Here is a 15,285-nt window from a genome sequence, read left to right as displayed (position 1 = left end):
AGCTGCGTCGGGCGTCGGTTTCCATCGGAGCCAACATCGCCGAGGGCTCCTGCCGGAGAGGGGATGTGGAGTTTGCACGGTTTCTGCAGATGGCCGCAGGCTCGGCGAGCGAAGTGGAGTATCACTTGCTCCTCACCCGGGACCTGGGACTGCTAGAAATGCCGGACTATCAACGCCTTTCCGACGAAACTGTCGAGGTGAAACGTATGCTGGCATCGCTGATGCAAAAGCTGAGAGCTGAGGGCTGAGAGCTGACGGCTTTCTCTCAGTAACTTGTTGCCGCCTTGACATTCGTGCTAGCTTCGAAAAACGTATCGGGAGAATTGAGGGAACATTGGCCAAAGGTTTAGTCATCGTCGAATCGCCCGCCAAGGCGAAAACGATTCAGAAATACCTGGGCAAGGACTTCACGGTCGAGGCCTCGCTGGGGCACGTCAAGGATCTGCCCAAGAGCACCCTGGGGGTCGATACCAACAACGACTTCGAGACCGATTACATCGTCATCCCTGGCAAAGAAAAGGTTGTCATCAAGCTGAAGAAGCTGGCGGCGGCGGCGGACAACATCTATCTGGCGCCTGACCCGGACCGCGAAGGCGAAGCCATCGCCGCGCACCTGGCGGAAGAGTTCAGCGACGGCAAGAAAAAGAAGAAGGGCGACGACCGGATCTTCCGCGTCACTTTCCACGAAATCACCAAGCGCGCGGTGCAGGAGGCGTTCCAGCAAGCGCACGGCATTGACTGGAACCTGGTGGACGCGCAGCAGACGCGCCGCGTGCTCGATCGCCTGGTCGGCTACCAGGTGTCGCCGCTGCTCTGGGAAAAGGTCCGCCGCGGGCTTTCCGCCGGGCGCGTGCAAACCGTGGCGCTGCGGCTGATCGTGGACCGCGAGCGCGAGGTCAAGGCGTTCGAGAAAAAAGAATACTGGACGATTGACGCGCACCTGCAGGGCGCCAAGCCGCCGGCCTTCGACGCGCGCTTTCTCGGCATCGGCGAAGAAAAGACCGAGGTCCCGAACCAGGAAGAGTCGACGAAGATCGTAGACGCGCTGCGCGCGGCGGCCTGGAGCGTGCGTTCGGTGGACAAACGCGAGCGCCGCCGCTCGCCCGCCCCGCCGTTTACCACCAGCAAGTTCCAGCAGGACGCGTCGCGCAAGCTGCGTTTCAGCGTGAAGCGCAGCATGATGATCGCGCAGCGGCTGTATGAAGGAATTGACCTCGGCGAGGAAGGCACGGTCGGCCTGATCACCTACATGCGTACCGACTCGGTGCGCGTTTCCAACGATGCGCTCAATGAAGTGCGCGACTATGTTGGACGCGAGTTCGGCCCGCAATACCTGCCGGAATCGCCCAATGTGTACAAATCGAAGAAGCAGGCGCAGGAGGCGCACGAGGCCATTCGCCCCAGTTCGGCGCTGCGCCATCCCGACGCCATCAAGCAGTACCTGAAGGAAGATGAATTCAAGGTTTACAAGCTGATCTGGCAGCGCTTCGTCGCTTCGCAGATGAATCCCGCGGTCTTCGACCAGACCAGCGTGGACATCGAGGCCAAGTCGGATGCCGCGTCGTACCTGTTCCGCGTCACCGGTTCGGTGCTGAAATTCGACGGCTTTCTGAAGCTGTACGAGGAAGCCAAGGAAGGCAAGGACGAAGAAGACGAGGCGCTACGGCACAAGTTGCCCGTGCTGGAACCAGGCCAGAAGCTGACGCTCAAGGACCTGAAGCCGGAGCAGCACTTCACCGAGCCGCCGCCGCGTTACAACGAAGCGTCGCTGGTGAAGGAACTGGAAGAGCGCGGCATCGGGCGGCCGTCCACCTATTCGGCGATTATCAGCACCATCCAGGAGCGCCAGTACGTGCAGAAGCTCGGCGGAAAATTCGTTCCCACCGAGATCGGGCTGGTTGTGACCGACCTGCTGGTGGAGAACTTCAAGGATATTTTCGATTTCCAGTACACCGCCCGCCTGGAAGAAGAGCTGGACGAGATCGAAGAAGGCAAGGAAAAGTGGACCGACGCGCTCTCCGACTTCTACAAGAAGTTCCTGAAAGACCTCCGCTACGCCCAGAAGCACATGGAAAACATCAAGCGGATGGAGAAGCCCACCGACCAGTTGTGCGAACGCTGCGGCGCGCCGCTGGTGATCAAGTGGGGCAGGCACGGCTCCTTCTACGCCTGCAGCACCTACGATAAGGACGATCCCAACACTTGCACGTTCACCAAGGAAAATCCCATTGACCTGCCGGACCTGGATTCGGCCGACGTGCAGGAGACCTCGCAGGAGGAGTACTGCGAGAACTGCGGGCGCACGATGGTGCTCAAGCGCGGCCGCTTCGGCCAGTTCATGGCCTGCACCGGCTATCCCGATTGCAAGACCACGCGGCGCCTCGATCAGGGGAAGAAGATCCCCGACATTCCGCTGGAAGAAAAATGCCCGAAGTGCGATCGCAACATGGTGCTGCGCCACGGCCGCTATGGCGAGTTCACTTCGTGCAGCGGCTATCCCGACTGCAAGTACGTCAAGCAGAATTACATCGGGGTGAAGTGCCCGCTGTGCAAGGAAGGCGATCTGGTAGAGAAAAAAGCGCGCCGTCGCGGCAACATTTTCTACGGCTGCTCGAATTATCCAAACTGCAAGTTCACCTCGGCGTACAAGCCGGTTGCCGAGAGCTGTCCGCAATGCGGCAGCCCGTACCTGGTGGAAAAGAATTTGAAGTCCGGGCCGATCATGGCTTGTCCCAACAACAAGCGGACCACTTCGGAAGACGAGGAAAAACCGAAACGCCGCCGCAAAAAGGGCGAGGAAGAGGAAAGCACGGTCAAGTGCGATTACTCGCGGCCGCTGGAGCCCAAGGAAGGCGCGGTAGCGTAAGAGTCATCGGGTGATTGCGTGATCGGGTGATTGAACAAGCGTGACTCATTCCGGATTCAGATCACCGGACCACCCCATCGCTAGATCACCCGATTCGTGGTTGTGCTAGTATTTCCGGACCCCTGAACTGCGGCGTGTCCTGCGCCGCTGGAATTCAACATAGCTTTAGCAAGGAGAAACTCGTATGCCGAAAACTGCCGGTAAGAAAGCCACGGCGGCCGATGCCAAAATCGTGATGGAGCTTTACGACCTGCGCCGCGAATCGGAAATGCGCAAGGCGCGCAACTGGTACGGCAATGCCGATTTCAGCTCCTGGGAAGCCCTCCAGAAGGTCATGATGGGGTGGGGCACGCAGGAGAATGCATGGTTCCGACAGAACCTTACCTACTGGGAAAATGCCGCGTCGCTTGTGCTTCGCGGCGTCGTCAACCCGGACTTGTTCTTCGATTGGAACGGCGAGATTGTTTTCACCTACGTCAAGATCAAGCCGTTCCTGAAGCAAATTCGCGAAATGTCCGGTAGCGACGAGTTCATGTCGAAAACCGAGAAGCTGCTCAACAGCACCCCGGAGCTGAAGAAGCGTGTCACATGGATGGAAGGCCAGTTCAAGAAGTGGGCGGAGATGATGAAGGCGAAGGCCGCGGGGAAGTCATAAGTTTCAGTTTCGAGTTTCAGTTTCAGGTTTGCAGTTTCGACCATCGCCGCCCCACACCGCGGCGGTGCTCGAAACTGAAACTTGAAACTGTCATGCAATGTATTCCCGGATGTACTCATCCTTGGATTGCGCCAGCTCGAGCGTGTTGCCGTCGAAGATGACCTTGCCGTCGCGCAGGATGACAAACGTGGCATCCAGGTTGACCTTGTTGCCGCCCAGCGGGCGCATCTCGTTGGCTATGGTATCGAAATAGTGCGTTGCCATGGTGAAAGCGTCCTGCAGGCGATGGGTCACCATCAGGGCGGCGGTGTGGAAAACGTCGCGCTGTTTCACGACCAGCTCGATGATGGTGGTTGAGGTCACCGGATCGAGGCCGCCGGTGGGCGAATCGTAGAGCAGCACTTCCGGCTGGGTGACGATGGCGCGCGCAATCGCCACGCGCCGCCGCATGCCGCCCGACAGCTCCGCAGGAAACAGGTCCAGCGTGTGTTCCAGCTCGACGAAGCGTAGCGCCTCGCGCACGCGGCGCTCGGTTTCGTCGAGCGACACATGCTCCTCGATCAGCCGATAGGCCACGTTCTCGCGCACGGTAAAGGAGTCGAACAGCGCGCTCTCCTGGAAAACCATCCCGATGCGCCGCCGCAGGTCGAACAGGTCCTCTTCCCTCATCTCGGTAACGTCCTGGCCCAGGACCCAGATGTGGCCGCGGTCGGGCTTCATCAGGCCCAAGGCGAGTTTCAGGACGGTGCTCTTGCCGGAGCCCGCCACTCCCAGCAGGATCTTGGTTTCCGCAGGACGCAGTTGGAAGGAAACGCCGTCGAGCACGATGTTTTCGTCAAAGGCGATGGCCACGTCGTCAAAGACGATGATGTGCTCCTGCTCGTGACCATTCGCGGGCTGGGCAGGGGTGAGCGACATCAGTGCATGCCGAAAATCGAGAGCAGCAGGCGCGTGTACACCAGGTTGACCACCAGCATCACCACCGAGGCGGCGACCACCGCCTGCGTGGTCGCGCGCCCCACGCCCTGGGTGCCGCCGTGCGCGGTCATGCCGTAATAGCAGCCGATGGTGGAGATCACGAACCCGAAGAGCAGCGGCTTCGTCAGTCCCATGAACACGTCGCCATAGACCAGCGACTGGTAGGCGGTGTTCCAGTACTGATAGCTGTCGAGGCCGAGCGTGAAGTGGGCGATGATGAAGCCGCCGGTCAGCCCGACCAGGTCGGAAATGATGGTAAGGAAGAACAGCATGATGACGGTGGCGACCACGCGCGGCGTCACCAGCTTCTTGGTGGGATCGGTGCCGAGGGCGCGCATGGCGTCAATCTGCTCGGTCACCTTCATCGAACCCAACTCGCTGGCCATGCCGGAAGCGTTGCGGCCGGCGACCATCAATCCCGTCAGCACCGGGCCCAGTTCGCGCACCATGGACAGCGACACCAGTTGTCCCGTAAGCGACAGGGCGCCGAAGCGCGCCAGGGAATTGGCGCTCTGCAGGGCAAGCACCGCGCCGGTGAAGAAGCCGGTCAGCACGACCACGGGCACCGAGCCTACGCCGATGCTGTCGGCCTGCTGCAGCGTGTCCGAAAGATAGCGCGGTTGCGCAAACAGGTTGGCAATGGAACGCCAGGCGAGCAGCGCGTACTCCTGTACCCGCAGCACGCTCTGTTTGGCGAGGTCGATGGGAGCAATTAATTCCATGCGGAGCTTCGGAATATAGCAGTGGTCGGTGGTCAGACGCTAGTGAGGAATGCGGAAGCGGAAAGAAACTTGACATCTCAGTTTCGGCGCACAAGAAATGAGGGGCCGCCGTGCCCGGCCCTCTTGAACCCCATTCGTCTCGGCTCTCATCTCGACCCGGCAGCTTGCGTCTCTCGACTATTGCTGCATGGTTCGCTTATTTTGTCTGTCTGAATTTGGCAATGAACGGATAGGCGCTCAGGCGCCGCGCGCTTTTCGCCGTCGCGTGGAGCGGCGGATCTCTGCTCAGGATTCGCGATCTGCGCCACGGCACCTTGCTCAACGATTTCCGCCTCGACCCGATAAAGGACGTCGCCGTGTCCGGCGAGGTAGTGCAGGGAAGTAGGCCCATCAAAAACCAAGCGGCTGCCCACTACGAAGCCCTGGTAAGTCGGCCCTTCTACTCCATCAACTACTGGAAACTCTGTCGTTTTGCCGTTTACCCCTATATAGGCGACCCGCTTGCTGTCCGGACTGAACACGATGCTGCTTTCGCCGATGCCTCGATACGTCTTGTGCTCCTTTCCATCCACCACCACGAATGCGCGGTCACGCTCGAACGCCACGTACGCAAGGCGGGTGCCGTCGGGGCTAAAGGTGGGTGTGCCCCCGGTTGCCGAATAATTTTTCCCCTCTACTCGGTCGGCCACGAGCATCCACTTGTTCCCTCGCCTGGCTCGATACGCCGTCCGCTGTCCGCCCGGGCTGAAGACAAGGCCAGGAACCGCGATCTGGTCATATTCCTGTTCCTCTACCCCGTCCAGTACGATCGCCATCTTGCGACCCTTAAGCACGCCGTAGGCCACATGTTTGCTGTCGGGACTGAAGCGGAGCTGACCGATGTGTTCGTACTCCCTGCTTTCCTGGCCATCCACGACGGCCAACATCTTCTTGCTACGGCCGGCTACATAGGCTAGTCGCCGAGAGTCCGGACTGAAAACCAAATCGCCCACTTGCTCATACTGGAGTCCTTCCGTCCCGTCGACCGCCACTACCCACTGGTTGCCGTGCTTCACTCCATAAGCGATTCTCTTAGAGTCGGGACTGAAAACCACCCCGGCGACCCCATCGCTTTCGTGACTCTCTTGTCCATCCACGACCAACAGTTCCCGATTGCCGCGCCGAGCGGCGTAAGCCACCCGCTTTCCATCAGGGCCTAAAACCACCAATCCAACTTGATCGTATGCGTTCCCCTCCGCTCCGTCGACCACCACCCGCCACTGCCGGCCGCGGAGCGCTGCATAGGCCACCCGAGTCGAGTCGGAGCTGAAGGACAGGCCATCCTTAGCGATCCCGTCGTAGTCGTTCCCCTCTGCTCCGTCGATTACCGCCCTAACACGCTTCCGCTGGTCCACGACATAGGCTAGCCGACGACCGTCTGGGCTGAAGACGATGCCGGCTACCCCATCGTGAGCCTTCTGCTCGACTCCATCTATTACAGCCGACATCCTCCCGTGCCGCCGGATTACGTAGCCGACGTGCCGGCTGTCCCGACTCACCGCCGAGCTTCCGCGTAAGACCAGACTCGCTTCGACCTTTCCTAAGGGCGTCTCCCGAATCTCTAGCCTGACGGCGGGCGCTTGCGCCGATGCCGGTTTATTCGTCAAGATGCTCGGGTCAGCGCTGCCTGTGACTGTTGGCGGAGCTTGCGCTGATACGGCAGCCGCGAGAGCGATGATCAGCGTGGGAACGAACAAGCGGAGATACTGTTGGCGAGACATACGTGTCCTCCCTGCGCTCGCGTCAGACTTGAGCTAAGATCGAGTGGCTACTCTCGTGTTTCTCGTTGAACCTTACAAACTTACACCTGGAGCCTAAGGCCTGCAGCCTGCCTACGATTCTCGGCCCCGCTTCTTGATTTCAATGCTCAGCCGCTTGATTTTCTGATTGAGGGTGGACAGCGGAACCTTGAAGCGCTCGGCGGCGTCGGTCTGGTTCCCATTGCATTTCTCCAGCATGTCCACGATGATGCGGCGCTCACATTCTTCCACGATGTCGAACAGGGAAGCGTCGGCCCGGTGCTCCAGCATCTGCAGCGCGGCGCCGCGCCCGACGATGTGGTCGGGCAGTAGGTCCAGAGTGACCGTCGGGCCGGAGGAGAGCACCACCGCCCGCTCCACTACATTTTCCAGTTCGCGCACGTTGCCCGGCCAGGAATACTCGATCAGCGCGCGCAGCGCCTCGGGGGCAATCTGCCGCACCGAACGATCGTTCTCCTCGGAAAATTTCCGGATGAAGAAATCCACCAGCAGGGGGATGTCCTCGCGCCGCTGCCGCATCGGCGGCAGATCAACCGTGATGACGTTGAGGCGGTAATACAAATCCTCGCGGAATCTGCCCTCGCGCGCCATCTGCTTCAGGTCCACGTTGGTGGCGGCGATGATGCGCACATCCACCTGGAGCTCCTGCACGCCGCCCAGGTGCATAAACTTGCGGTCCTGCAGGACGCGCAGGATCTTGGCCTGCGTCTCCATGCTCATGGTGCCGATTTCGTCGAGGAACAAGGTTCCGCGGTCGGCGATCTCGAACAGCCCCTTCTTCGACGCCACCGCGCTGGTGAACGCGCCCTTGACGTGGCCGAACAGCGTGGATTCCAGCAGATCCGCCGGCATGGAGCCGGTGTTCACCGGCACGAAGGGGCGGTCCTTGCGCGGCGAGTTCATGTGGATGGCTTTGGCGATCAGTTCCTTGCCGGTGCCGCTTTCGCCTTGGATCAGCACCGTGGACCGGCTGGGCGCCACCTGCGCCACCAGATCGAAGATCTTCAGCATCGGCTCGCTCTTGCCGACGATGTTTTCGAAGTTGTAGCGCTGCTTGAGGGCGCGCTTGAGCTGGATGTTTTCTTCTTCGGCGCGCCGGCGCCCGACCACAGCGCGCACGTCGGCCACCAGCTTCTCGTTGTCCCAGGGCTTCTGGATGAAATTGGTGGCGCCGGCCTGCATGGCGGCCACGGCGTTTTCCACCGTGCCGTAGGCGGTGATCATGATCACGCCCAGCTCGGGATCGCGGTCGCGGATATCGCGCAGGATCTCCAGCCCGTTACGGTCGGGCAGCGCGAAATCGAGCAGCACCAGGTCCATGGGCTGGTCGGCCATTTTGGCCAGGCCTTCCTCGCCGGTGGCGGCGGTCTCCACCGTAAAGCCTTCCAACTCGAGCAGCGTCTGCAGCGACTCGCGGATGGAGGCTTCATCATCGACGATCAGGACGGCGCCCTGCGCGGCAGCGTGCTCTTTCGCGGCGCCCCGGCGGGTAATGACGGCGGCTTGGCTCAAGCGCTCACTGCCTTTCTCATCAGCGGGAACTCCAGATGGAACGTCGTCCCGCTTCCGATCCGGCTCTCGACCCGGATCTTGCCGGCGTGCTCCTGGATGATTCCGTAGGTCACCGACAAACCCAGCCCGGTCCCGCGGCGCCCGTCCCGCGGCGCATTCTTGGTGGTAAAGAACGGGTCGTAAATCCGGTCAATGTGCTCCTGCGCGATGCCCGACCCGGTGTCGGAGACGGTGACGTAAACGCCGTTGCCATTGGCGGTGCGTACCTGCAGCGTGCCGCCGTCCGGCATGGCGTCTTTGGCATTGAGAAATAAATTCAGGAATACCTGTTGCAGCTTGCCGGCATTGCCGTGGATGGTCGGCAGCTGGTCGCAAATGTCTTCCTGCACCTTTACCCGCGCCGTCTTGAGCTGGTGGTCCAGCAGCGCGAGGGTGTCGCGGATTACCTTGTTCAGGTCCACTTCGCCGAACGCGGTGCCGCTGGTGCGCGAGAAGTTCAGCAGGTTGTTGACGATCTCCGAGGCCCGGAACGTCTGCTTGATGATCTTGTCCAGCAGCCCAAACCTCTTCTCGTCGCCCTGCAACTGCTTCGACAGCATCTGCGCGTACGAGGAAATCACCGCCAGCGGCGTGTTGACCTCGTGGGCCACACCCGCCGCCAGCAGTCCAATGGACGACATCTTTTCCGCTTGGCTCAGTTGCGATTCCAGCGCGATGCGCTCGGTGATGTCGTCCACCAGCACCAGGCGGCCGATGACGTTGAATTTTTTGGTCACCAGCGGCGCGATGGCGATGTTGGTCATCCGCGTCTCGCCCGCCGGCGTGCTCAGCCGGTACTTGTAGAGGTTGTGGATGCCCGGGTTGGTGCGCACCCGGTAGAACTCTTCCAGGAACTCGGCGGGGAAGACTTCGATCAGCTTCTTGCCCACCGCCTGCCAGCGCGGCAGCGCGTACATCACTTCCATCTGCGAGTTCCAGAATTCCACCCGGTCTTCCAGGTCCACCGCAAACACCCCGACGCTGATGGATTCCACGATGTTTTCGTTGAAGTCCTTCAGCCGCTCGTATTGCGTGACCTTCTGCTCCAGCGAGGCGTACAGCCGCGCGTTCTGGATGGCGATGCCGACGTAGCCGGCCAGCGCCTCCAGCAATTCGACGTCTTCGCTGGACAGGAAATCGCCTTCGCTGGTCTTGCCCAGCCCCATCACCGCGATGGTGCGCCCCTGCACCGAGCAGGGAATGAAGTAATTCATGTCGAGCTGCGCGATCGAGTACTGCGCGCCCGGGGTTTCGCGGACCACGGCATGGGTGTTGTCGAAGAACAAATGGCCGGCGGCCATTTCCGGCCGCTCCTCGCCGAGGAAGCTCAGGTCGAGGTGGGGAATCTCGGAGAGGCCGAACGAATTGGCCAGGGTGAAGCGGTCCGGCGAATCCGGCGCCGCCAGGAAAATCGCCATCCGGTCCACCAGCAGAGTGCGCGAGATGCGGTCCACGATCGAGCTCAGCATCTTGTCCAAATCGAGCTGCGAGCTCAGTTCGCGTCCGAATTCGATCAGCGTCTTGCGGTAGTCGTACCGCTTGCGGTAGAAGAAGCGGTCGAGTCTTTCCTGGAACCACTTCTTGACCGGGTCGAACAGCAGCGCCGTGACCACGATCACCAGGATCATGCCGGTGGTGCCGGTGCTGGGCAGGTGACGGTTCAGCAACACCGCCGAGAGGCCGATGGCCGCGAAGTACACCCCCGCGACCGAGGCCGCAGCCAGCGTGTACGCCATGCCGCGCTTGAAGATCACGTCCACGTCCATCAGCCGGTAACGGAAGATGGCGTAGCCGAAGGTCAGCGGCAGGAAGACCAGCGACAGCACCGAGATCTTCATCAGCACCGTCGCCTGCGTCCCGCTCATGTACGGAAGGACGTAGAAGAGCGTGAAGGGCGCCACCGCCAGGATGGTGCCGCGCGTTACCCACTTCATCTGCTGGCGCAGGATCGGGGTGGGCGCATGCTTGTAGCTGTGCCACAGCACGCCCGCCGCGCCGATGAAGAACGCCGCCAGGTACACCATCTCCAGCCGGTCCAGGTTGTAGCGCAGCAGTTCGCTGGGCGCGAGCAGTCGCAGCGTCACGATGTGCGCCGCCAGCAGCAGAATTCCCGGCGCGTAGCAGGCCGGGACCACCCACGGCCGCCGCTTCACCTGCTCCTTGACCTCAGGGAAGGTGAGCACGAAGTGCAGGAACAGCGCCGGCTGCAGCAGCTCCGCCACCACGTTTGCCCAGTACACGATCCAGTCAAACTGGTTCAACTTTCCGGTGTAGTGGAAGGCGTAGAAGATGTAAGAGACCAGGCAGAACAGGTAAAAGTGCGTGGACTTGGGCGCCGTCCAGCGCCGCAGCAGGACGTACAGCCCGATGCCCAGGTAGATCAGCGAAATGAATCGCAATCCGACGTAGAGCGACTTGTCGAACGGAACCAGGACCACCGGCACGTTGACCGTGACCCCGCCACGCCGCAGGTTATAGGTCGCCTTCGACCACGTGCCGGTGCGGTACATCTGCCGGGTCAGTTCGGAGTAATTGCCGATGTCGTGGTCGTTGATCCCCTGCAGCAGGTCGCCGGACTTGACTCCGGAGCGCGCGCCCGGACCTTCCGGCTCCACCCGCTCGGCGATCAGGTGGCTGTTGTGTTCAACCCACCAGACGCCGTCGTACGGAACTTGAAACTGCCTTTCCTTCTGGTAATTGATCCAGCCAAAAGCGCCCGCCGCCATCGTCAGCAGGGCCAGTACCACGGCCACAAACCGGATTTGGACGTCTTTTGTCATCGGAGGGCGCGGAGAGAGTCCCCCACCTGCAACCTTGCGCGGCTGCGGTGACGAAAATTTCTCCGTCGACTTGGACTGCAACTCGGCTGCCACGGTTTCAGACATTGCTTATGCTTGTATCCAACACCAAGGACAAGACTTATAAAATGATACCAGCGTTGGCAGCAAGAAAATACATTATTTGGAAACCGCCTCTGATTTCATGGAAGTGGTAGGAAATTTACCAAAACCGCCAGAATCCCGATTTCAATACCGGATACGGGGTTTGGAATGGGCGGATAGGGAGCCGAACATTCAACCGGCGGCAACCTTGGGGACCCACAGGAGAGCACGGTCAGGGTAGTATCGTCAGACCGAAAGACCGATAACAAAACGGGGAGTCACAATTGGCTCCCCACAGAAGCGACAGAGGCGATAGCACTCCATTGGAATCCCGAAACGCGCGTTCGGTTGCCCGTCAATCCGCGAAAAGCGTGAACCCTCGTCCGACCAATACCGGAGCGGGAATCGCCGCAGCCGAGGTCACCGTCGGCGGCCATCGCGTGCATTACCTGCGCGCCGGCTCCGGTCCGCCGGTGGTGCTGGTTCATGGCCTGCTCGCGCACTCTTTCTCGTGGCGATTCACCGTTCCGGCGCTGGCGCCGCACTTCACCGTGTACGCACCTGACGTGCTCGGCATTGGCTTCTCCGACCGCGTTTCCGGGCTCGACTGCAGCATGCGCGCTTCCGCCCGGCGAATGGTCGACTTTTCCGACGCGCTGGGGCTGCGCCAATTCGACCTGGTCGGCACCTCGCATGGCGGAGCGCTGGCCACCATCATGGCAGCCGAGATCGGCAAGCGTATCCGGCGCCTGGTGCTGGTTGCGCCGGTGAATCCGTGGTCGCGCGCCGGACGCAAGCGCATCCGCGTGCTGTCCACCGCCGCAGGCGGATGGTTGTTCCGCAAGAGTTTCCTGCGGATCGGACCGTTGAATAACTGGGTACTATCGCGCCTCTACGCCGACCCGAGTCACATCGCGCCCGGAACTTTCGCAGGCTATGCCGAACCGCTGAAGATCGCCGGCTCGGTGGATTACCTGCTGGGGGTGGTGCGCCGCTGGCATCGCGATGTGCCCGCCCTTGAACCGTTCTATAAGAAAATCCGCGTGCCCACGCTGCTGGTCTGGGGAGACAACGATGCGGCCGTGCTGCCCAGTTCGGCGGCGCACGTCGAGCGCGCCATCCGCGGATCCAAGCTGGTGATGATGCCCGGCGTCGGCCACCTGCCCTACGAAGAGGCGCCCGAGGAATTCAACCGCGTGCTGCTGGAATTTTTGCGCAGCAAATAGCGATTAGCGATTGGCAGCCAGTCGTTTCCGTTTACCATCGTCATGCGAATCTTCCAGCATCAGTCGCTGACGACTGATGACTAACGACTAACGACTGCTTTCATGCACTGGATTGTCGAGACCGCGCGCCACTACCTCCAGGCCTACGGCTATTGGGCCGTGCTAGTTGCTCTGCTGGGCGAGAATGCGGGTCTGCCGCTGCCGGGTGAGACCATCCTCATCCTCGCCAGCTTTCTCGCCTACCAGGGCCATCACCTGCAATTGCCGTGGGTGATCCTGATCGGGATCTGCGCCTGCACCATGGGCGACAATATCGGCTACTGGATCGGGCGGCGCGGCGGGCGCCCGCTGCTGGAAAAATGGAAGCACTTCTTCCGCATCAGTGATGAGACCATCAAGGCCGGCGAAGAGTTCCTGCAGCGCCGCGGTTCCGTGGCGATTTTCCTGGCGCGCTTCATCGCCGGCATGCGGATTGTCGCCGGGCCGCTGGCGGGCGTGCTGCGCATGGAGTGGAAGCGCTTTCTTCCTGCCAATGCTGCCGGCGCGGCGGCGTGGGTCACCGTGATCGCCGGCGCCGGATATTTTTTCGGCAGCCAGTACGAAGCTCTCGCCGGCGTGGTCAAACAGACCGAAGTGGTAATTTTCCTCGCCGTGGTGCTGGCCGCGCTCCACCTGTGGCGGAACCAGAGAAAGCGGTCGCAGCAACGACGTCGAGAGCAGCTGGCGGAACCCGCAAACCGCCAATCGCGTAACATCAAGGTATGAAGGCGCAGATCAAGCGCGTGGCCATGCTGGTGGTGGGATGGGCCTTCATTCTGCTCGGCATCGCCGGATTGTTTCTGCCGGTGCTGCAGGGCATCCTGTTCCTGTTGATCGGCCTCTTCATCCTTTCCAGCGAGTACGTCTGGGCGCACAAGCTGCTGCACAGATTGAAACTGCGATTCCCGCATGTCGCGGAACATTTCGAGCACGCCAGGCAACGCGGCGACGCATGGATGTCCCGCATGTTTCACAAGAAGTCGCCGGTTAAAGCGAAGGCGTCCGAAAACAGAAGCTGATAGCTGAGAGCTTTGTTCAAATCATTCCAAATCGAAAGAGAAGCCTGGATCCGCTTCCTGGTTGCGATCGCGGGCCTGACGCTGGCCTTTGGCGCCGCCATCTTCTCCACCGTGACGCGGCAGGCGGGCAATGTTTGGGCGACGGCGATCTTCGCCTCGGCGGCGCTGCTGATCGCCGGCCTGGTCGGGCTGACGACCGTGCCCTACCTGGCGCGGCGCGTCGCGCTCCACCGGGTGCGCGAGGCCTTCGACTACGACGTCACGCGCGAAGGCATGGTGTACCTGGCCATCGTGCTGGCGATCGCGGTGGCCGCGCTGAACACGGGCAACAACCTGCTGTTCATCGTGGTGTCGGCGATGCTGGCGGCGATTATCGTTTCGGGCGTGGCCTCGGCGGCCATCCTGCGCAGCCTGGAACTCGATGTTGGCTTGCCCGAGCACGTCTTTGCCGGCGAGTCCGTGCTGGTGCGCCTGAGCTTGAACAATCTGCGGCGCTGGTTGCCGTCGTTGTCGGTGAGCGTGGCGCCGCCGAAATCGCAGCACGCGCACAAGCGCCTGAAGTGGGAACGCTCGATGTTCGTGTTTCCCGCCAAGGCGCCCCGAGAGAAGCAATGGCTGCACCTTCCGGACCTGTCGCTGCGCCTGGTGGCCGATCGGGTCAGCGCGCCGGGGATTATCACTGCCCGGGCCTATTTTCCCTACCTGCCGCCGCGCGCCATCGTGAGCCGCGAATTGGAACTCGACTTTGCCCGCCGCGGCCGCTACGTGCAGGACGGCTTCGGGCTGTCCACCCGTTTTCCCTTTTCGTTCCTGGTCAAGACGCGCAAGGTGCTGCTGGCCCGCGAGATCGTGGTCTATCCCAGCGTGCTGCCGACCGACGAGCTGTTCGAGATCCTGCCCATGATCACCGGCGAGTTCGAGGCCTTCGTCCGCGGGCGCGGCCACGACCTGTACCGCATCCGCGAATACCTGCCGGAGGACTCGGCGCGGCACGTGGACTGGAAGGCGTCGGCGCGCACCGGGTCGCTGAAGGTGCGTGAATTTTCGCGCGAAGACGAGCGCAAGCTGCGCGTGGTCTTCGACAACCCGGCCGAGAGCGTGGTTGATCTCCCGTCCTACGAGCGGGGAATTGCGCTGGCGGCATCGTTGGCGTGGCATTTCGCGGGCGAAAACACCGATCTTTCTTTTGCCGCGCCCGGCTACCAGGGCGCGAACGACATTTACGAATTTCTGCGCTACCTGGCGCTGGTGGACCCGCGCCCGGCGGCCGAAGCGCCCAAGTCGGTGCTCGACGAACTCCAGGTCAGCGACGACTACAACGTGATCTTGACCGCGCGTCCGCGCGGCAGCATTCCCACCGCGCTGTGGTCCTGTTCGTACTTCCTGTTTTTTGGGGAAGGGAAGTGAATCGGGTCTGTCGGTCGATCGGTCTGTCGGTCAGTTTTTCAGTTTGTCAGTTCAGCGGGTCGTGATTGTTAACCAAAGTTCCGACGAGTGAAATGCTGAAGCACTGATCAACTGAGAAACGTCTTCTCCCGATAGACCGAT

At 61.4% G+C, this 15,285-nt stretch carries 12 protein-coding genes; 7 read left to right on the top strand and 5 right to left on the bottom strand.

All coding sequences use genetic code 11. The features are described from left to right. The 3 genes from LAN70_16960 to LAN70_16950 form a co-directional block, all read left to right on the top strand. Nucleotides 1-248, top strand: a 248-nt coding sequence (locus tag LAN70_16960; GenBank protein MBZ5512840.1) for a four helix bundle protein, incomplete at its 5' end; no start/stop codon positions are given. A gap of 86 nt (nucleotides 249-334) precedes the next feature. After that, entirely contained in the window at nucleotides 335-2,866 is a 2,532-nt protein-coding gene (gene topA / locus LAN70_16955; protein ID MBZ5512839.1) for a type I DNA topoisomerase, read from the top strand. Between the two features lie 184 nt (nucleotides 2,867-3,050). Next, entirely contained in the window at nucleotides 3,051-3,521 is a 471-nt protein-coding gene (locus tag LAN70_16950; GenBank protein MBZ5512838.1) for a hypothetical protein, read from the top strand. Nucleotides 3,522-3,611: 90 nt separating this feature from the next. Here the strand turns inward: LAN70_16950 and LAN70_16945 are convergent, their stop codons facing one another. The 5 genes from LAN70_16945 to LAN70_16925 form a co-directional block, all read right to left on the bottom strand. Beyond that, nucleotides 3,612-4,439, bottom strand: a complete 828-nt coding sequence (locus LAN70_16945) for an ATP-binding cassette domain-containing protein (protein MBZ5512837.1) — start codon at nucleotides 4,437-4,439, stop codon at nucleotides 3,612-3,614. Next, nucleotides 4,439-5,221, bottom strand: coding sequence for an ABC transporter permease (locus LAN70_16940; GenBank protein MBZ5512836.1), 783 nt, complete (start codon nucleotides 5,219-5,221; stop codon nucleotides 4,439-4,441). Before LAN70_16940 ends, LAN70_16945 begins: the two co-directional genes overlap by 1 nt. Before the next feature lie 146 nt (nucleotides 5,222-5,367). Then, on the bottom strand, nucleotides 5,368-6,981 hold the full coding sequence (locus LAN70_16935) for a hypothetical protein (protein MBZ5512835.1): 1,614 nt from the start codon (nucleotides 6,979-6,981) through the stop codon (nucleotides 5,368-5,370). A gap of 111 nt (nucleotides 6,982-7,092) precedes the next feature. After that, nucleotides 7,093-8,514: a sigma-54 dependent transcriptional regulator gene (locus LAN70_16930; protein ID MBZ5512834.1), complete on the bottom strand. Its 1,422-nt coding sequence runs from the start codon at nucleotides 8,512-8,514 to the stop codon at nucleotides 7,093-7,095. A gap of 14 nt (nucleotides 8,515-8,528) precedes the next feature. Continuing rightward, a complete protein-coding gene (locus LAN70_16925) occupies nucleotides 8,529-11,351 on the bottom strand; it encodes a GAF domain-containing protein (GenBank protein MBZ5512833.1) in 2,823 nt (940 codons plus the stop codon). 473 nt (nucleotides 11,352-11,824) lie between these two features. Between LAN70_16925 and LAN70_16920 the strand changes: the two genes are divergently transcribed. The 4 genes from LAN70_16920 to LAN70_16905 all read left to right on the top strand — a co-directional run bounded on the left by LAN70_16920 (nucleotide 11,825) and on the right by LAN70_16905 (nucleotide 15,144). Then, the gene (locus LAN70_16920; GenBank protein MBZ5512832.1) at nucleotides 11,825-12,679 is read left to right on the top strand and encodes an alpha/beta fold hydrolase; all 855 of its coding nucleotides are present in this window, start codon (nucleotides 11,825-11,827) and stop codon (nucleotides 12,677-12,679) included. Between the two features lie 102 nt (nucleotides 12,680-12,781). Then, on the top strand, nucleotides 12,782-13,444 hold the full coding sequence (locus tag LAN70_16915) for a DedA family protein (GenBank protein MBZ5512831.1): 663 nt from the start codon (nucleotides 12,782-12,784) through the stop codon (nucleotides 13,442-13,444). 17 nt (nucleotides 13,445-13,461) lie between these two features. Then, nucleotides 13,462-13,737 (top strand): PGPGW domain-containing protein, encoded by a 276-nt coding sequence (locus LAN70_16910; protein ID MBZ5512830.1) that lies wholly within the window; start codon nucleotides 13,462-13,464, stop codon nucleotides 13,735-13,737. A gap of 12 nt (nucleotides 13,738-13,749) precedes the next feature. After that, nucleotides 13,750-15,144, top strand: a complete 1,395-nt coding sequence (locus LAN70_16905; GenBank protein MBZ5512829.1) for a DUF58 domain-containing protein — start codon at nucleotides 13,750-13,752, stop codon at nucleotides 15,142-15,144. Nucleotides 15,145-15,285: the final 141 nt, after the last annotated feature.

It is taken from the genome of Terriglobia bacterium (assembly GCA_020072845.1).
Taxonomy (GTDB): Bacteria; Acidobacteriota; Terriglobia; order Terriglobales; family Acidobacteriaceae; genus JAIQGF01.
The sequence above is the reverse complement of the archived record's forward strand: the minus strand, read 5'-3'. Positions and strand labels throughout refer to the sequence as shown.